Source organism: Halomonas sp. LMYGS-3, assembly GCF_059509875.1.
The window spans coordinates 17,548-34,876 of the sequence record NZ_JCAKFQ010000033.1 but is presented as its reverse complement, the minus strand read 5'-3'; the positions used below and the strand labels follow the sequence as shown (position 1 = coordinate 34,876).

Annotated in this window: 17 protein-coding genes and 1 pseudogene; 9 read left to right on the top strand and 9 right to left on the bottom strand. The window is 66.2% G+C overall.

All coding sequences use genetic code 11. The features are described from left to right. From AC5W54_RS20220 to AC5W54_RS20180, 9 genes and pseudogenes are all read left to right on the top strand, one after another. A partial coding sequence (locus AC5W54_RS20220; protein ID WP_495963899.1) for a pyridoxal phosphate-dependent aminotransferase occupies positions 1–1,125 on the top strand: 1,125 nt, incomplete at its 5' end. Between the two features lie 97 nt (positions 1,126–1,222). Next, positions 1,223–2,164 (top strand): N-acetyl-gamma-glutamyl-phosphate reductase, encoded by a 942-nt coding sequence (gene argC, locus AC5W54_RS20215; protein WP_495963898.1) that lies wholly within the window; start codon positions 1,223–1,225, stop codon positions 2,162–2,164. 11 nt (positions 2,165–2,175) lie between these two features. Then, entirely contained in the window at positions 2,176–3,036 is an 861-nt protein-coding gene (dapF, locus tag AC5W54_RS20210) for a diaminopimelate epimerase (protein ID WP_495963897.1), read from the top strand. 10 nt (positions 3,037–3,046) lie between these two features. Continuing rightward, positions 3,047–3,562, top strand: a complete 516-nt coding sequence (locus AC5W54_RS20205; RefSeq protein ID WP_495963896.1) for a GNAT family N-acetyltransferase — start codon at positions 3,047–3,049, stop codon at positions 3,560–3,562. Positions 3,563–3,618: 56 nt separating this feature from the next. Continuing rightward, positions 3,619–3,860 (top strand): annotated as a pseudogene (locus AC5W54_RS20200) (transposase family protein); the annotation flags it as partial. 187 nt (positions 3,861–4,047) lie between these two features. Further along, positions 4,048–4,827 (top strand): transporter substrate-binding domain-containing protein, encoded by a 780-nt coding sequence (locus tag AC5W54_RS20195; protein WP_495963895.1) that lies wholly within the window; start codon positions 4,048–4,050, stop codon positions 4,825–4,827. 67 nt (positions 4,828–4,894) lie between these two features. After that, complete coding sequence (locus AC5W54_RS20190; RefSeq protein WP_495963894.1) at positions 4,895–5,569, top strand: amino acid ABC transporter permease; 675 nt, start codon at positions 4,895–4,897, stop codon at positions 5,567–5,569. Next, positions 5,566–6,315 carry an amino acid ABC transporter ATP-binding protein gene (locus tag AC5W54_RS20185; RefSeq protein WP_495963893.1) on the top strand — a complete coding sequence of 250 codons (750 nt, stop codon included), beginning with the start codon at positions 5,566–5,568 and terminating at the stop codon, positions 6,313–6,315. Before AC5W54_RS20190 ends, AC5W54_RS20185 begins: the two co-directional genes overlap by 4 nt. An 18-nt stretch (positions 6,316–6,333) precedes the next feature. After that, a complete protein-coding gene (locus AC5W54_RS20180; RefSeq protein ID WP_495963892.1) occupies positions 6,334–7,017 on the top strand; it encodes an amino acid ABC transporter permease in 684 nt (227 codons plus the stop codon). Positions 7,018–7,066: 49 nt separating this feature from the next. On the opposite strand, the gene AC5W54_RS20175 is transcribed toward AC5W54_RS20180, so the two are convergent. From AC5W54_RS20175 to AC5W54_RS20135, 9 genes are all read right to left on the bottom strand, one after another. Beyond that, the gene (locus AC5W54_RS20175) at positions 7,067–8,104 is read right to left on the bottom strand and encodes an NAD(P)H-dependent flavin oxidoreductase (protein WP_421416548.1); all 1,038 of its coding nucleotides are present in this window, start codon (positions 8,102–8,104) and stop codon (positions 7,067–7,069) included. Further along, the gene (locus tag AC5W54_RS20170) at positions 8,101–9,099 is read right to left on the bottom strand and encodes a YihY/virulence factor BrkB family protein (RefSeq protein WP_495963891.1); all 999 of its coding nucleotides are present in this window, start codon (positions 9,097–9,099) and stop codon (positions 8,101–8,103) included. The genes AC5W54_RS20175 and AC5W54_RS20170 overlap by 4 nt, the downstream gene beginning before the upstream one ends. Positions 9,100–9,106: 7 nt before the next feature. Continuing rightward, a complete protein-coding gene (locus AC5W54_RS20165) occupies positions 9,107–9,628 on the bottom strand; it encodes a retropepsin-like aspartic protease family protein (RefSeq protein ID WP_495963890.1) in 522 nt (173 codons plus the stop codon). 191 nt (positions 9,629–9,819) lie between these two features. Continuing rightward, positions 9,820–11,172 carry a phage exclusion protein Lit family protein gene (locus AC5W54_RS20160; protein ID WP_495963889.1) on the bottom strand — a complete coding sequence of 451 codons (1,353 nt, stop codon included), beginning with the start codon at positions 11,170–11,172 and terminating at the stop codon, positions 9,820–9,822. After that, on the bottom strand, positions 11,169–11,762 hold the full coding sequence (locus tag AC5W54_RS20155; RefSeq protein ID WP_495963888.1) for a hypothetical protein: 594 nt from the start codon (positions 11,760–11,762) through the stop codon (positions 11,169–11,171). The genes AC5W54_RS20160 and AC5W54_RS20155 overlap by 4 nt, the downstream gene beginning before the upstream one ends. A gap of 162 nt (positions 11,763–11,924) precedes the next feature. Continuing rightward, a complete protein-coding gene (locus AC5W54_RS20150; RefSeq protein WP_495963887.1) occupies positions 11,925–13,304 on the bottom strand; it encodes an MFS transporter in 1,380 nt (459 codons plus the stop codon). A gap of 75 nt (positions 13,305–13,379) precedes the next feature. After that, positions 13,380–13,787, bottom strand: coding sequence for a VOC family protein (locus tag AC5W54_RS20145; RefSeq protein ID WP_495963886.1), 408 nt, complete (start codon positions 13,785–13,787; stop codon positions 13,380–13,382). A 33-nt stretch (positions 13,788–13,820) separates the two neighbouring features. Beyond that, complete coding sequence (locus AC5W54_RS20140) at positions 13,821–15,848, bottom strand: CocE/NonD family hydrolase (protein WP_495963885.1); 2,028 nt, start codon at positions 15,846–15,848, stop codon at positions 13,821–13,823. 49 nt (positions 15,849–15,897) lie between these two features. Then, positions 15,898–17,199, bottom strand: coding sequence for an ATP-grasp domain-containing protein (locus AC5W54_RS20135; protein ID WP_495963884.1), 1,302 nt, complete (start codon positions 17,197–17,199; stop codon positions 15,898–15,900). Positions 17,200–17,329 lie beyond the last annotated feature (130 nt).

Sequence of the window (17,329 nt, the reverse complement as noted above, 5' to 3'; positions counted from 1 at the left end):
ACCAGGCTCACCGCATCCGCCTTGAATTCATCGGAAAATCGACGTCGAGTCTTCTTGGTCATGAACACCTCCATTGCCTCCATTATGAGGCTTATCGGGGTGTCCGCTCCAATTGGACCACTTCACAATGCTCCCTGCTGGAGGGTCGGAGATCTCCCGGACACGAGCCAGGTCGTGCTAGATTACGGGGCCGATCGGGGTACCAGTGCGCTCCGTGAGCATGTCGCTGAGCTCTATGGCTGTAGCCCACGCGCTATTGGCATCACCCATGGAGGGCAGGAGGCCCTGTACCTCCTGTACCGGACGTTGCTCAAGCCTGGTGATCATCTGATCACCTTCTGGCCCGGCTGGCAGCAGTCCTGGCTGGCGCCGGAGCGCAGTGGGTGTACCGTTACCGCTCTGCCGTATGGCGATGGCTTTCGGATGGACTTTGTCCAGATCGTGGCGGCAATTCGCCCCACTACCCGGGCCATCGTGGTCAATACCCCATGCAACCCAACGGGGAAGGCTTTGACGGCCACTGAGCGTGACATACTGCTCCAGCTGGCCAGGTCTCGCGACCTGTACCTGATAGCGGACGAAGAGTACCTCTGCGACTTCTCGGAATCACTAGTGCATGAAGACCCGAGGGTGATATCGGTCTCAGGGCTTTCCAAGGTCTATGGGGTGCCAGGGCTGCGCATCGGCTGGTTATGTGGTGACGAAACTGTCGTGACCAACGCAATGGAATACAAGCATTTGACCACGATATCCAATTCGGCACTCTGCGAGTATCTCGGATCCACGCTGCTTGCACGTCGCGCCCATCTATTGGAGGGTTATAAGAAGCTCCTCAAGGAAGGGTATGAGACCCTCCAGTACTGGGTGGCCTCATGTGGTGGCCGGGTTTCGATCGTCGAGCCGGAAGGTACACCGTTCTGCTGGCTCAGGCTGCATATCCCAGGGTCCTCTCTGGAGTTCTGCCGAAGGGTGCTGTACAGCACGGGGGTGCTGACGATGCCCGCCGAGCTGTTCGGCGAGAAGCATGGCATGCGCTTGACCTTCGTGCGCCCCACGGCCGAGCTCGAGGAAGGTCTTGCCAGGATCAAGTCGGTTCTCCTGGAGTCGGCAGGTCAGATAGCCTAGCGGACAGTGGTTAGCTTTTCACTGTCAAACTGTTGCGGCTCAGTACCGGCCTGTTGTGACGCCGCGCTGGCGCTGATACAGGGATAAGGTGATCAATATGAAGAGTGTGTTTATCGATGGTGAATCAGGTACCACGGGGCTTCAGGTCCGTGAGCGCCTGGCTTGCCATCCGCAGATCGAAGTCGTGAGCATCGATCCGAAACTCAAGCGCGATGCGAACGAAAAGCGTCGCCTGATGCGAGAAGTGGACGTCGCCGTGCTCTGCTTGCCGGACGCGGCAGCGAAAGAGGCGGCGGCGCTGGCGCAAGAGGTAGGCTGTCGCGTGCTCGACGCGAGCTCAGCCCACCGGACAGCCGAGGGGTGGGTCTTTGGGTTGCCGGAACTCAACGGCCAGCAGCGTGCTGCGATCGCTGGTGCGCAGTGTGTGGCCAATCCCGGGTGCTACGCCACGGGGGCCATTCTGATGCTGGCGCCCTTGGTGTCTGCTGGGGTTCTGTCGGCAGATGACGTCTACGCTATCAATGCCGTCTCGGGTTATTCGGGGGGTGGTAAGCAGCTCATCGAGCGCTACGAAAGCGGGGAGTCCCAGAGCCCCGCTGTGGCGGCCTATGGCCTGGATTTTCAGCACAAGCATGTCCGGGAGATCCAGGTGCTCAGCGGCCTGGCCCATGCCCCCATCTTCATTCCGAGTGTGGGGGACTACCGCCAAGGGATGCTGGTGAGCATCCCGCTGCAGGAGGTAAGCAGCGAGCAGCTCGACCGCCTGCAGGGTACTCTCGAAGCGTCCTATCGCGCGGAAGACTTCATTAAGCCCCAGGCCTTTAACAAGATCGATCCGGATACGGCGCCGTTCCTGACGCCGCATGGCCTGGATGGGAGCAACGAGGTTCATATCCATCTCTTCGGATCCGAGGATGGTTCCCGGGGCCTGTTGGTGGCCAAGCTGGATAACCTCGGCAAGGGCGCTTCCGGTGCGGCAGTGCAGAACCTGAATCTGATGCTGGGGCTCGATGAGTCCCTCGGCGTCGATATTCGCTGAAGGAGCTGCCGTTGGAATTTATCAAATACGATGCCCTGGGGAATGACTATTTGGTTCTGGATCCTGCCTCTTGCAACCTGACCTTGGACCCGGAAGCCATTCGGCATATCTGCGATCGTCACCACGGTCTCGGGAGCGACGGCATTCTGTACGGCCCCCACCTTGACGATGGACAGTACGGGCTGCGCATCTTCAATCCGGATGGCACAGAGTGCGAGAAGAGTGGCAACGGGCTGAGGATCTTTGCTCGGTACCTGCGTGATGCGGGCTATGTGACGGCAGGAACTGCGCAAGTCCACCTCATGATGTCGGATACGATGGTGGATGTAGCCTATCTGGGCGATCAGGATGACCTGATCCAGGTGGCGATGGGGCAGTACACCCTGAGGTCGAGTGAGATTCCGGTCCTGCTAGATCTTCCCGTTGTCCTGGGGGTGAAGATGCAGGTTGGGCAGCACTCGCTGACCGCCTCCTGCGTCAACCTGGGCAACCCGCACTGTGTCGTGCTGGACCTGCCTGTTACAGAGAACACGGCGCGTTCGGTGGGGCCCGCACTCTGCGAATCCGATCTTTTTCCGGAAAGGGTCAATGTCCAGATCACGCGCGTCCTCGATCGCCAGACGCTCGAGATCGAAATCTGGGAGCGTGGCGCCGGCTACACCCTGGCTTCCGGAAGCTCCAGCTGCGCGGCGGCCATCACCTGCCACCAGCTAGGCTTGGTCGATGCCGAGGTGACGGTGCACATGCCAGGCGGAACCGTCGGCGTGCAGATTGATAAGGCATCCGGCGTTCATCTGACAGGCCCCGTGAAAGCGGTCTTCGCCGCCAACCTGTCGCAAGACCTGAATTCTTACCTCGCTAAGGATAAGTGAGACCTACAACATGAGCTTTACCCATCGCGAAGCAACCATTGACGAGCTTCCCCGAATCGTCGAAATCTACAATCACGCCATCGAGACGCGGCGGAGCACCTGTGATGTGGAGCCTCTGACGACTGAGTCCCGCGAGGCGTGGTTCTACAGCCATAGCGGCAGCTGCCGGCCGATCTGGGTGGCGGAGGATTCCGCGGCGCCGGAGAAGGGCGTGGTCGGGTACCTGAACTACTCCTACTTCATGAATGATCGGCCCGGGTACTTCATTACGTCCGACATGGGCTTGTACCTCCATCCGGACTATCAAGGGAAGGGGCTGGGGAGCTATCTCCTAGGGCAGGCGATCGAGCATGCGCCGGCCCTGGGTATCGAGGTGCTGTCGACCACTATCTTTGCCTCCAATACGCCCAGTATCAGACTGTTCGAGAAGTTCCAGTTCGAGCGCTGGGGCTTCATGCCGAAGGTAGCCCGCATGGGCGATATCGAGCATGACCTCGTGATGGTCGGGCGTCGCGTGACCTCTTAACGAGGCGAACAGGCCGTGAGCTCATCGACCCCGCCAGGAAATTGTAAGGGGATTGCGTGACCAGCTTGCCCGATAACCTCCTCCACTTGCCGGAATACCACATCCTGGGCACCAAGGTAGAGGAACATGATCTCCACCTCCAGGTTGAAGCGCCGGACCCTGTAGCCTGTGGGGGTGCGGTGTAGAGAGCGAGTTCGTCAGGTTCGGTAAGCGCGATGTCGCCTACCGGGATCTCCCCATCCATGGCAAGCGGGTCACACTTTGGGTGGTCCGCCGTCGTTATACCTCCCGGGTCTGTGGCTTGAACCGTTCCGTCCTGCGTCGGGCTGTGGGGCGGATTTGACACCCCTTCACGCGCCTACCTACGTTGAAGCAAGCGGTGCGGACGGTGTCGGCACCGAAATTCCATGACGAGGCCACGCAATACGATGAACAACAAACCCCTCAAGCTATTACTGCTCTCTTCCGTTATCGCAGGGGGCTCAGTGAGCCTGAGTGTCGCCCAGGCCCAGACACTGGTCGCAGGGATCGAGGCCGCCTTCCCCCCCTGGGCCTATGCCGAAGGCGGCGAGTACAAGGGCATCGCGGTGGATGCCATGCGTGCCATCGCCGAGAATCAGGGGCTGGAGGTGGAGTTCCGCGATATGCCATGGCCCTCGCTGATTCCCGCTCTGGCCAACGAGCGCATCGACCTGTTGGTCACCGGCCTGAACGTGACCGAGGAGCGTAACGAGGTCCTGGACTTCACCATCCCCTGGTGGGAGAACGATGACGAGGTGCTGGTCAATATCGACTCCGAGCTGAATGTCGTCACTGCCCTGTGCTGTGGCGCCACCATCGGTGCCCAGGGCGGCTCGACGCAGAACAGCTGGGTAGAGGCCAACCTGGTGCAGAACGACGCCATCGATGTGACCCTGCGCAGTTACGAGGATTACGTGACCGCCATCGAGGACATGCGCGTGGGACGGATCGATTCGGTGATCGTGAGCACCGACACCGCCGAGGACTTCATCGACAAGGGCCGCGAGGTGCGCATCGCCGGTACCATCACCCAGGGCCAACCCCAGGCACTCGCCGTCTCGAGAGGCGACCCCAATGGCATCCTGGGCACTCTCAACCGCGGCATCATGGAGCTCTACGAGTCCGGGCAGTGGCAGGAGATCGTCCACTCCTACGCCCCCTATGCCACCATCCGGCAGATTCCCGCCACCATGCCGGACTACGTGCGAACCTATCAGGAACCCATCGCCGGTCTCGACGACTAGGCCCTCCCCGCGGCCCTCGCCGTTCGGCGGCGAGGGCCCGCCCTGACATCGACTGGGAGTTGCCTCGATGGTCTTCGACACCCTGGTGGCTGAATTTCCGTACCTGCTGCGCGGGCTGTGGATCGGGATTCAACTGTTGGCGGCGCTGCTGGCGCTCGGCTTCGTGCTGGGCCTGACCCTGTCGGTCATGAGCACTTACGGCCACTGGACGCTGCGCCTCTTCGCGGTGATCTTCGAGCGCATCTTCCGCGGCATTCCCGAGATCGTCCTGCTGCTGCTGTTCTTCTACGGGGTGGGCGAGCTGATTCCCCTCTCGCCGTTCGTGGCGGCCGTGATCGCCCTGGGGCTGCGCTCCACCGCCTATCAGGCACAGATCTTCCGTGGCGCCATCCAGTCGGTGGCCGGCGGTGAAGTGATGGCCGCGCGGGCGCTCGGCATGTCGCGCTCGAGCGCCATTCTGCACATCGTGCTGCCCCAGGCGCTGCGGCGCTCCATCGGACCCTGGACCAACGAATATTCCTCGGAGCTGAAGGCGACTTCTCTGGCCTATGTGATCGGGGTGGTCGAGCTGACCCGCCAGGCGAGCTATATCGTCTCCAATCTGCAGGGCAACACCCTGACGGTGTTCGCGGTGGTCGCGGCGATGTATTTCGTGGTCAACCGCCTGGGCAATGCCGGCCTCTATGCCCTGGAGCGCAGGATGGCGATCCCGGGATTCGAAGGGCGGGGGAGCGAGTCATGAGCGACACCCCGATTCTCAGCGTGCGCGACGTGCACAAGACCTATTGCGGCGTGGAGGTACTGAAGGGGGTCAGCTTCGACCTCGAGCGTGGCCAGTCGAAGATCGTCATCGGCCCCTCGGGGACCGGCAAGTCGACGCTACTGCGCTGCATCAACCTGTTGAGCCCTCCCGATAGCGGCACCGTCATCCTCGACGGGACCCGGGTGGAGGAGAAAGGCATCAACCAGGTCCGCGCCCAGATCGGCTTCGTCTTCCAGGAATTCAACCTGTTCACTCACCTGCGCGTGCTCGACAACGTGCGTCTGGCGCAGCGCAACGTGCTGGGTCGCTCGAGACAGGAGGCCACCGAACGCGCCCTGGAGGAGCTCGAGCGCGTCGGGCTTGCCGACAAGCGCGACGCCTATCCGGCCGAGCTGTCCGGAGGCCAGAAGCAGCGCGCCTCCATCGCCCGGGCGCTGGCCATGGACCCCAAGCTGATCCTGTTCGACGAGCCCACCTCGGCGCTCGACCCGGAGCTGACCGGCGAGGTGGTACAGGTGATGAAGGACCTCGCCCAGGCCGGCATGACCATGCTGGTGGTCAGCCACGAGATGGGGTTCGCCCGGGCCGCCGCCGACGAAGTGATCTTCATGGAGGGTGGTGTGATCGTCGAGCAGGGGCCACCCTCGCAGCTGTTCAGCCGGCCCGAGCACGCGCGCACGTCACAGTTCCTGCAGATGATCACCCATGATCAGCATGACGCCTGACCCGAGGGGAGCCCGACCATGACGGAGTTCATCGAGTTCGGCCGCACCTGGATGCCGTTTCTGCTCGAGGGAGTGGGCGTGACCATGGGGCTGTGGGCAATCGCCATGCTGCTGGGCTTCTGCCTGGCACTGCTGCTGGTGTGGGGACGGATCTACGCACCCAGGCCGATCTACCTGCTGGCGACCCTCTACGTCGAGGTGTTCCGCGGCACCCCTATGCTGGTGCAGCTGTTCTTCATCTATCTGGGCCTGCCGGAAATCGGCATCGTCCTCGATCCCTTCACTGCTGCCGCGCTGGCCATCGGCCTGAACAGTGCCGCCTACCAGGCCGAATACTTCCGCGGTGCCATCCTGTCGCTGCCAGCGGGACAGATGGTCGCCGCCCGAGCCATGGGCATGAGCCGCTTCCAGGCGCTGCGCGATATCATCCTCCCCCAGGCCGGCCGGCGCGTGATCCCGCAGTGGTCCAACGAGGCCATCGTCGAGCTCAAGTACACCTCGATCGCTTACGCCATCGGTCTCACCGAGCTCACCTCCCGCGCCGAACAGGTCGGCTATCAGACCTTCCAGTTTCTGGAAGCCTTCACCCTGGTAGCCATCATCTACCTGGTACTGACCGGCACCGTCGCCCAGGCGCTGGATCTCCTGGAACGGAAGACCCGGATCCCGGGGCTGACCTACAGCGGCGGCAAGATGGAGTGATGTTCATCGCCGCCGTCCGGTGCCGGGCAGTGCATCGCCACGCGTACGCTCAACACCCGGCAGCGAGCGCTTCCACCACCTCGGCGGCGGGTACCTCGCGACAGCCGCTGGCGTTCTGCCCGGCCCACAGCGGCGAGAAGTCGCCGCTGCCCTGCGCTTCCGCGGCAGCCCGCAGCGGGGCGATGGCCGCGGTGGCGAGCGGGAAGGCCGGGGCGACATCGCCGAGCGGGCCGAGCTCACGCATCAGGCGGGTGACGATGCCCCGTGCGGGTCGGCCGCTGTAGAGGTTGGTCAGGGCCGTGTGGCGGGCCGCCTCGCTCATCAGCGCCTGCCGATGAATCCGCGAGCTGGTCGCCTCCGGGCAGCACAGGAAGGCGGTACCGACCTGCACGGCATCGGCGCCCAGCGCCATGGCTGCCGCCACGCCGCGGGCATCGCCGATGCCACCGGCGGCGATCACCGGCACCTCGACCGCCGCCTTGACCTGGGGGAGCAGGGCGAGGGTACCGACCTGGGTGGTGATCTCCTCGGCAAGGAACATGCCGCGATGGCCTCCCGCCTCGAGCCCCTGGGCGATGATCGCATCGGCGCCCCGGGCCTCGAGCCACAACGCCTCCTCCACCGTGGTGGCGGACGACAGCACCATGGCCCCCAGGGCCTTGACCCGCTCGAGCAGTTCCGGCGCCGGCAGGCCGAAGTGGAAGCTGACCACCTCGGGCCGGACGGCCTCCAGCAGATCGCAGGCCGCGTGGTCGAAGGGCCGTCGACCGCCGCCGGCCGGCACGCTCGCGATGTCGAGGTCCAGCTCGGCATAGTAGGGAGCCAGCGCCTCGCGCCAGCGAGCCTCCGCGGCCGGGTCCGGCTCGGGCGGGGCATGGCAGAAGAAGTTGACGTTGATCGGTGCGCGAGTGCGCGACCGGATGGACTCGAGTTCACGTGCCATGGCTTCCGGTCCCAGCATGGCGCAGGGCAGCGCCCCGAGGCCGCCGGCCCCGCAGACCGCCACGGCGAGGTCCGCCCCCTGCGCGCCCGCCATGGGGGCCTGGAGGATGGGAAGGTCGATGCCGAGTCGCTGCTTGAGGCTCACGGGTTCTCTCCTTGGTCGGGCGTGTCGCCGGATCGGTCGCGATGCCAGGCGCGGCGGCCCAGGGTGTCGGCCACATGGGCGCCACGCTCTCCCATGGGTCGCGGCTCGCCGGTGGTGGTATCGCATCGGGTCTGGCGCTCCATTTCACCGTTGATCTCGGCACCGAGCAATACGACGAAGGCGGAGAGCCAGAACCACAGCATCAGTACCACCACGGCCCCCAGGGAGCCATAGAGCTCGCCGAGGTTCGCCACATGGCCGACATAGAGCGAGAGCCCGCCGGAGCCGAGCAGCCACAGCAGGGTGGCGGTGACGGTCCCGACGCTGACCCACTCCCAGCGCGGCGAACGCCGATAGGGGCCGAAGCGGTAGAGCACGGCGATGACGAACATCATCACCAGCAGCAGTACCGGCCAGCGTAGCCAGCCGATCGCCCTGACCAGGGCGGCATCGAGGCCGAGCATGCCCATGGCCAGTGGAACGAGCGTGACGAACAGGAGGCTGGCCTGGGTCATCACGATCAGCCCCAGGGTCAGGGCGGCAATGACCAGAACGCGGTGGCCCAGGCCGCGGCGCTCGTCCTCGCCATAGACGACATTCAGCCCGACGATCAGGCCGCGCACTCCCCGGGAGGCCACATACATCGCCACCAGCAGGCTGCCCAGGGCAGTCAGGCTGAGCCCGGTATCGGTGTTGTCGCCGATCCTCCGCGCCTGCTCCTCGACCAGACGCGCCCCGCCCTGCGGGAGGAAGCGGCTCAGCTCGACGATCTGGCGCGTCATGTCCTGGGGATCCAGCACCAGCGCCCAGAGCGAGATGACCGCCGCAATGGCGGGAAACAGCGACAGCAGTGCGTAGAAGGCGATGCCGGCGGCCAGCATGGTGACACGGTCGTCGCTCATCTCCTGCTTGACGCGCCACAGGATGTCCAGCCAGCCGGCGCCGGAGATCTCCCGTGGCCGCCCGGCCAGGCGACCTCTCGAGTGGTTCGACATGGGCACCTCAGGGTCGCTGTGCCGGGCGCAGGACCATGCGCGCGTCGCGGATCTCGATATCGAAGCGGTTGAGGAAGCTCATGCCCAGCAGGGCGACGTCGCCTTCCAGGCCGGGACTGATGGAGGCGCGCACCTCAGCGGCGGAGAAGCCCCCCAGGCTGACCTCGTCGAGGGTAGTGAGGTCGCCTCGCACCCGGCCGTTGGCGGTGTTGAACCAGGCCGAGCCCGCCCGCTCCAGGCCCAGCCGGTCGGCGAGGTCGGCGGGCAGAGCCACGTAGGTGGCACCGGTATCGAGCAGGAACTCCACCGGTTCGCCGTTGATGCGTCCGGTGGCCATGAAATGCCCGGCACGATTGCGCTCCAGGGTGACCGGCTCGCCCTCCCCCACGGCATTGACCAGGTGGGCGTTGGGGTTGCGCTGGCTCTCCAGGTAGCCCTGGAACCACCAGCTGCCGACACCGATGAACAGCGCCCAGAACAGCAGCATCATGCCGAGCCCGGCACGCCGCGTGGAGTCTTTGTCGCTCATCCGCCGTCCCCCTCACTCGCTCGGCCCCGCAACCGGCAGGCGCCGGGGTCTTATCACATTGACACCTGTTTCCGCGCTGTCAGTACGGAAGTCCGTCTGCCTGACGGCCAGGATAACCCCATGCACGCGAGCCATGCTGCTTCGATCTCGTTCGGCCCCGAACATTCCCCTCCCCACGCCTTCTCTCCCCCCTATTCCCCCTCCACAGGCCATAGCTCCCAGTAGCCGCCGTCGTCGGCGGAGCGCTCGCGCCCCCAGCTGCCGTGCAATCGCTCGTCGTCCGCCGCCGCCTCGAGCACGCCCAGTCCCTGCTCCAGTCCCAGGGTCCAGCCGAAATGCAGGCGCCCCGCCTCCACCTCCCCTTCCAGTTGCCCCAGGCCGAGCCCGTAGGTGAACGCCCCCCGGACCCGGTCGCCCTGCCGCTCGAGCACCAGCCACACCGGCAGCTCCCCCGAGGCGTCGCCGAGCGTGCCCTGGAAGGTGCCGTCGAATGGCTGCCCGGCGGACGGCACGGCCCGGTCGATGATCAGCTCACCCGTCCGCCGAGGCCGCAGGACCGCCGGCTCGGTGGCACGCCCCAGGCGCACGATGCCCTCCTGGATGTCGCGATCGTCCATGAAGTCCGCCAGGCGACCGATCTCGGTGGCCACGCCGACGACCCGTGCGCGGGCCGCGGCGAAATCTGGCTCGGCCCGGGCGAAGGCGTCGCCGCGCTCGGCCAGAGCCGTGGCCAGCCCGCGCAGCCGGTCCGAGGTCAACGGATGGGTGGCCTCGGCCAGATGGGCCCGATAGGCCGCCTCGTCGGCGAAGTGCCAGCGATTGGGCTCCCAGTGGGCCAGCAGCGTGAAGAAGACGCTCATGCCCAGCGGTGGATAGGCGAGTCGGGCCATGACCTCCAGGGCGAATTCGTCGGCCTCGGTCTCGTGGTGGCGAGCCGCCTCCCGGGCGACCCCGGGCCCGTAGCCGGGATGACGGTGCAGGGCATGCCCCAGCTCGTGGAGCAGCACGAAAACCACCGAGGAGGTGAAGATCTTGCCATAGAGTTCCATCACCTCCGTCCGGTCCCGCACATCGTCGGGCACCCCCAGCGTGGCGAGCGGCGGCGGGTAGCGGCCATCGGGAAACGACTCGGAGCGGCGGTGACGCAGCATGGCCAGGTACTGGGCGGGCGTCTCGATGGAGAGCCCCTCGAGCTGTAGCCAGGCCATGGCCAGGGCGAGGTCGCCGAACAGGCGCAGCGAGGCCACCGACATCACCACCTGCCGACGTCCGTCGGCCAGGGTCTGCTGGTAGTAGCAGAAGGGTTCATTGGCGGGCAGGGGACAGCGCAGGGGAAAGAGCAGCTCGACATCCGCCAGCCGGTCGCGCTCCTCGGCCTCCAGGACCGGAACAAGATTCGCGTCGTACACGCCACGGATGTCCTCGGGCGTGATCCGCGACCAGTAGGCCAGGGTGGCATCATCGTAGAGGCTGGTCATGGCGGCGACCGGTGGCGCCAGTAGCCAGCACGACAGGACCAGGCCGGCCCGCCAGCCGGCCTTCATGGCCGTTCCCTGCCCTGATGGTAGAGGGCCGCCGGCGTGGCAAAACGGGCATCCGGCGGCTCGCCCCGGGCGTCGGTGCCATTGGCCCAGTCGCTGAAGGCGGCGTAGTCGCCCCAGACATCCAGCCAGGCGGGGCGCATCAGCCGCAGCTTCACCTGGCGCAGGTCACCACGCTCGGCCACGGCCTGGCTGCCTTCCGCGGAGGAGGCGTCGCCCAGGGCATTGAGGGTGAAGAAGAGGCGGCGCAACTGGGCCTGCTCCAGGGCGGGGTCGATACCGCCGGCATCCTGGCCGAGCCCCGAGTAGCTGGCCAGGGTGGGGGCCTCGCCGGTCGTCAGGGCCGGCGCCGAGGTGGCCTGGACGGCGCTGTAGAGCGAGATTCCCAGGGCCACGCTGCCGAACAGGGCGAAGAAGAGCCCCGGGGCGGCACGGTTCAACACCACCTCGGTGCCGCCGGGCAGGGTCACCTTGCCGTCGCTGTCGCGTTGGGCGGGCACCGCCAGGAACAGCCGGTACCCGAGATAGATGGCCATGCCGGCGAACAGCACGACCAGGATGCGCTCGATGGCACGCAGCATGACGGGGTCCATGGCGGCGACCTGCTCGGGCCGCGGTGAGCGGCGACTCCCTCAGTCTAGTCGCCACCACGAGGCCTTACCCGTACGGGAATCACGGTCGACGGTCAGCAGGCCATTCACCACTCCGGAGGTCACGCCCACCAGCGCCAGCCCCCCGATATCCGACGCCGACACTCAGGACGTCCCCGCCTGTGCCAGCCCGTTGCGCACCTCCCAGTCGTGCGCCGCCTGCTGCCCGCGGGCCTGATTCACGGCCAGGCAGATCAGGATGGCGACGATGAACAGCGCCGCGCAGAGCAGGATCGAGGCCTGCAGGCCCACCAGCGACTGCAGCAGCCCCAGGGCGATGATGCCGAAGACCCCGGCCAGCTTGTTGGCCAGGCCCCAGAAGCCGAAGAACTCGGCAGCCTTGCGGGTCGGCGAGAAGAGCCCCACCAGGGCGCGGCTCGCCGACTGGCTCGAGCCCAGGCTGAGGCCGGCCAGGCAGCCCACCACCAGGAAGAGGTGCTGCGCCTCCCAGTCGAGCCCCAGTCGCGCATTGAGGAAGGCGGTCACCTCGGGGGTGGCCCAGATGGCAAAGATCGCCGCCACCCAGAGCGTCAAGGTGATCAGGTAGGTGACCTTGGTGCCGATGCGGTCCTGGATGAAGCCGAACCCCAGCGCCCCCGCCGCGGCGGTGATCTGCACGATGATGAACATCAGGTTGCGGATCGACTCGTCCCAGCCGATCACCTGGGCACCGTAGATAAAGGCGAAGGCGATGATGATGTAGACCCCCGCCATGGAGAACAACAGCGAGACCAGGAAGATGCCCAGGTCGCGGAAGCGCCTGAGCTCATGCAGGGTGGTGGAGACCCGCTCCCAGGCGATCCGGTGGTAGGGCATGCCGGGGGGCTGCGGCGTGCCGCGCTCCCTGACCCACAGGAAGGTGGGGATGGCGGTGACCAGGAAGAAGCCGGCGGCGAAGGGCCCCACCCAGCGGATGCGTTCGAAATTCTCCGCCGTGGCCTCGCCCAGCGCCACCAGGGTGAAGCCGGCCGCGAACAGCCCGCCCACGTAGCCCAGCGCCCAGCCGAAGCCGGAGATCTTGCCCAGATCCTCCGGGGGCCCGAGGTCGGGCAGGAAGGCGGCGATGAAGGACTCCCCCATGGAGTAGGCGTAGTTCGACACCACGATCAGCAAGAGCCCCAGCACCACGTAGCCCGGGGCCACGAAGTAGAGCATGGCGGTGGTCGCCACCGTGGCCAGGTAGCTGGCGAACAGGAAGCGCTTCTTGGAGGCCTGGAAGTCCATCACCGCCCCGCACAGGGGGCCGGTGATCACCACCAGCAGGTAGCTCACCGCCAGCGCCAGGCTCCACAGCAGGTTGGCCAGCCGGTGGTCGTCGCCGCGGTCGCCGACGATCACGGTGGTGAAGAGCTCGCCGAACACCACGGTGATGATCAGCAGCGTATAGGCCTGGTTGGCGAAGTCGAACATCGCCCAGCCGAAGATTTCCTTTCTCGATGCCCGCTGCCGGGGCGATGTGCCGGCAGCCACTGGAACCACACTCATGCGCGCCTTCCTTGCCATGCAGGGGCCGGGCCCCGTCAGCCCCCTAGCCTACCAGCAATGACGCGAATCGGGCATTCACGGCAACGGCGGCCCCTTGAGCTCGACGGTATTGCCCATGGGGTCGCTCAGGTAGAGCGAGGGCCCGCTGCCTTCGGCACCATAGCGGATCTTCTCCTCACCGACCTCGATGCCGAAGGGCGCCAGCTCGGCACGGATGGCCGCGGCGTCGAAGGGCTCGACACGCAGGCAGAAGTGATCCAGGTGGCGACCCGTGGCACCGGGTGCCGGCCCGCCCCGGCGCCCCAGTTCGCTCTCCACCGGCACCAGGTCGATCAGCGCGGCGCCGGCACGCAACTGGATCAGGCCGAGAGCGTCGTCGCGGCGTTCGATCGCGCAGCCCAGGGCCTCCACGTAGAAGCGCAGCATGGCGTCGAGATCGGTGACGCGCAGCACCACATGGTCGAGACCGGTGATTCTCGGCATGGCCACCCTCCTCCGGCAGTGTCGAGGTGAATGTCAGACCAGGTCGCGGGGCACGGTCTCGTCCCAGGTTCGGGCATAGATGCGAGTGTCGCCTTCCCAGGCGTCCAGGGTCGCGCGGATACGGAAGCTGCCGGCATCGCTGGTCATCAGCGTGCGGGTCAGGGTGTGTACCTCCCAGTCACCGCGCTGGAAGCTGCGTCGCCACTCCGTCCAGCCGCTGACGCTGTCGTAGTTGCCATAGGCGTAGCTGTAGCGCTCGGTGACCCGGGCGGCGATCTCCAGGTCGATGTCGTCGAGACGGTAACGCCCTTCGTCGTTGACCACCTCCAGGGTGGTGCGGTCGTTGGCCAGATCGCGGATCACCTGCCAGGTCTCCTGGGTCGGCTGCAGCAGGGTCTTGGCCAGGGGGGGCGCGCCCTCCGGCTCAGCGAACTCCGGCAGCGCCGCCTCCTCGGCGGGCCGCGGCGCCCGCACCGGCAGGATCAGGCGGCAACGGCTCGGCCGGATCGTGATCCTGGCCGGCTCCGGGGTCGGCCAGGCCAGCGGCCAGTAGCTGGTGGAGAGCGCCAGGCGAACGGCATGCCCGGCGGCAAACTGCTGGGCGATGTGCTTCAGCAGCACCCGCACCCGATAGCGGCGTCCCGGCTCCAGCGGTTCGGGATCCTCGTCGCTGTCGCGATGGGTGAGGTTGAGCAGCCCGTAGGAGACCCGGGTGGCCTTGTCGTCCTCGGCGATGTCGGAAAGGCGCAACGCCACCATGGCCACCGGCTGGTCCGCCTCCAGTTCCAGCTCGACCAGAGGCTGGCCGCAGATCTCCAGCGGCGCCTCGAGGCGCGGCGTCTGGAAGATCAGCGAGCCGCCATCCTCGTCGCGCTGGTCATGGGGCAGGTCGGGCGGCGCATTGTAGGAGCACCACTTGCCGGCGTAGAGCCCCACCGAGAGCGGCGAGCGGATATCCAGGCTGGCCTCGTCATCCTCGCCGTCGTCCTCCGGCAGCAGGTCGTGTCCCGCGGTCAGACGGAAGGACGTCGGCACGATGTTCGGTGATGGCCAAACCGGCTCGGCCACCCAGCGACCGGGGCGCACGTCGTAGCGTGCCGAGGGCGGCACCGACTCCTGCATCCAGACGCGCAGCATCGGCTCCTCCATGATCCCGGTATCCTCGCCCTTGAGCCACTGCCCCCACCAACGCAGAGAGTCCTGCAGGAAGCCGATGGCCGGCCCCGGCACGCCCAGGTGCGGGTACTTGTGGGCCCAGGGGCCGACCAGCCCCTTGCGCGGCACCTCGAGGCCGGCCAGCAGGCGGAACACCGCGTTGCAGTAGCCGTCGGCCCAGCCACTGACGGCATAGACCGGGCACTGGATGCGCGAGTAGTCCTCGCACACCGAGCCGTGCTTCCAGTAGTCGTCGCGACGCTGGTGCTCGAGCCACTTGGTCAGCCAGAGGCCACTGCCGTCCAGGCGCTCGAGCCACATCTCGCGCCAGCGCTTGCCCACCAGTTCGGGATCCGGCGGGCAGGCGTTGCCATCGAACATGGTCGAGGCCCAGGAGAGGTTGTCGGCCAGCAGACAGCCGCCCATGTGGTGGATGTCGTCGGCGTAGCGGTCGTCGGTGAAGCACAGGGTGATCACCGCCTTGAGCTGGGGGGGCTGCAGGGCGGCGATCTGCAGGCCGTTGAAGCCGCCCCAGGAGATGCCGATCATGCCCACCTCGCCGGTGCACCAGGGCTGGGCCTCGAGCCAGGAGAGGATTTCCAGGCCATCGTCCAGCTCCTGGGGCAGGTACTCGTCGGTGAGCACGCCATCGGACTCGCCGGTACCGCGGATGTCGACCCGCACCCCGGCATAGCCGTGGCCCGCCCAGTAGGGATGACTCTGGACATCGCGCTCGGCGGTGAGGTCGCGCTTGCGATAGGGCAGGTACTCGAGGATGGCCGGTACCGGGTGGCGCTCGGCATCCACCGGTCGCCAGATGCGTGCCGCGAGGCGGGTGCCATCCGCCAGGGGTATCCAGGTCTCCTCCTCCTGCACCCGGCGGGGAAAGTCGTTGACGATGCGCATGGTCCTGCTCTCCTTGTCCCTTGTGGCCCTTGCTCGGCCCTGGATGTCCTCAACCCTGGATATCGTCGAACTCGAACACCAGGCGCGCCGCCAGCTGCTCGTAGTCGGCGAGTAACTGCTCGGCCGATGACGCGCCCAGATAGGCATGCGCCAGCGCAAAACTGTAGGCGTCCTGCTCGGGCAAGGAGGAGAGCCGCTGCCCCTCCTCCACCTGTACAGCGATCTGGCAACCGGGGAAGTCGGCCCGGAGTTCCGCGAGCTCCGCGTCGGTGGGGACCCGGGTCACCACCGCATCGCTGAAGAACACCCGGTAGAAGAACTTGGCCGCCATGGGAAACTCGCCCTCGCGATGGGGCATGTCGGGGCGCCGCCCCAGCCCCAGGTCGATGGTGACCTGCTGATTGCTGACGCCGTCGACCTTCTCGAACAGGTCGCAGTGCGACTGGGAGATCCGGGTGTTGATCTCGAGCAGCCAGATCCGCTCCTGCACCTCGTCCCAGTAGTATTCGATATTGAAGGCAGCGTTGTCGTAGCCGATATGCGTCATGACCGTGCGCGTCAGCTCGGTCATCTTCTCCTGCACATAGCCGGGCAGCCCCGAGGGGTAGCGGTAGTGGAAGAAGCTCAGCACCTGGGGGTAGCGCAGCGAATCGACGATACCGTAGCTGACCACCTCTCCCTCGAAGACGTAGCCCTCCACCGTGCACTGCCAGCCGCCGATGATCTCCTCGGCCATGCAGAAGTGGCCGTCCACGGCGGCGACCTCCGGCGGTAGGCGGGCATGCTCGAGTACCGTGTTGAAGGGGTCGGCGATCAGGCCGATCTGCTCGCGCAGCTGCTCGATGGCCAGGTAGAAGGTCTCGGGGCTATCGATGAGGAAGCCCAGCCGAGAGCCCGATGACTTGATCGGTTTGACGAAGAAGGGGATATACAGCCCCGCCTCGCCGATGCGCGTGAGGGCGTCATCGTCGAAGGGATCGAAGGCGGTGAAGGCGGGGATGAAGTCGGGAATCACCTCGCGCTGGACCCGTCGGCTCCAGTACTTGTGCTCGCACTTGAGCAGACTTTCCAGGGAGGTGGAGCGGGTGCCGAAGTGCTCGCAGAGGATCGGCAGCATGGTCGAGACGGGAAAGTCCATGTAGCCGACGATGGCATCGATGGGCTCGTCGAAGGCCTCGAGTTGCGCCGTGGCCTCCGCCAGCATGGCGGCGATGTCGAACTCCTCGGTGTCGTAGACCGCCTCCGGGGCGATCACCCCATGGAAGCGGCATCCCCGCGCCCCGTGCAGCGTCTCGAGTCGCTGTCGATTGAAGTCGTTGAGCCCCACCACGAAGATATTCTTCTGGTTCATGTCACGATTCGTCACCCGTGGGTGGCGCCTCCTCGATGGGACCACCGGCGGGCAGGCCGGCGGCTATCCTCGAAGCATAGTCCACGGTCGCCGTCGGGGCGGGTTGCCACCGCCCATGCGTTGGCAACCC

What these genes read in the sequence shown, in the direction of transcription:
- AC5W54_RS20140 (WP_495963885.1), bottom strand. Translation starts at nt 15,848, where the DNA reads ATGCGCATCGTCAACGACTTTCCCCGCCGGGTGCAGGAGGAGGAGACC.
- AC5W54_RS20135 (WP_495963884.1), bottom strand. Translation starts at nt 17,199, where the DNA reads ATGAACCAGAAGAATATCTTCGTGGTGGGGCTCAACGACTTCAATCGA.
- AC5W54_RS20155 (WP_495963888.1), bottom strand. Translation starts at nt 11,762, where the DNA reads ATGGACCCCGTCATGCTGCGTGCCATCGAGCGCATCCTGGTCGTGCTG.
- AC5W54_RS20160 (WP_495963889.1), bottom strand. Translation starts at nt 11,172, where the DNA reads ATGAAGGCCGGCTGGCGGGCCGGCCTGGTCCTGTCGTGCTGGCTACTG.
- AC5W54_RS20145 (WP_495963886.1), bottom strand. Translation starts at nt 13,787, where the DNA reads ATGCCGAGAATCACCGGTCTCGACCATGTGGTGCTGCGCGTCACCGAT.
- AC5W54_RS20205 (WP_495963896.1), top strand. Translation starts at nt 3,047, where the DNA reads ATGAGCTTTACCCATCGCGAAGCAACCATTGACGAGCTTCCCCGAATC.
- AC5W54_RS20165 (WP_495963890.1), bottom strand. Translation starts at nt 9,628, where the DNA reads ATGAGCGACAAAGACTCCACGCGGCGTGCCGGGCTCGGCATGATGCTG.
- AC5W54_RS20185 (WP_495963893.1), top strand. Translation starts at nt 5,566, where the DNA reads ATGAGCGACACCCCGATTCTCAGCGTGCGCGACGTGCACAAGACCTAT.
- AC5W54_RS20190 (WP_495963894.1), top strand. Translation starts at nt 4,895, where the DNA reads ATGGTCTTCGACACCCTGGTGGCTGAATTTCCGTACCTGCTGCGCGGG.
- argC (WP_495963898.1), top strand. Translation starts at nt 1,223, where the DNA reads ATGAAGAGTGTGTTTATCGATGGTGAATCAGGTACCACGGGGCTTCAG.
- AC5W54_RS20150 (WP_495963887.1), bottom strand. Translation starts at nt 13,304, where the DNA reads ATGAGTGTGGTTCCAGTGGCTGCCGGCACATCGCCCCGGCAGCGGGCA.
- AC5W54_RS20170 (WP_495963891.1), bottom strand. Translation starts at nt 9,099, where the DNA reads ATGTCGAACCACTCGAGAGGTCGCCTGGCCGGGCGGCCACGGGAGATC.
- AC5W54_RS20180 (WP_495963892.1), top strand. Translation starts at nt 6,334, where the DNA reads ATGACGGAGTTCATCGAGTTCGGCCGCACCTGGATGCCGTTTCTGCTC.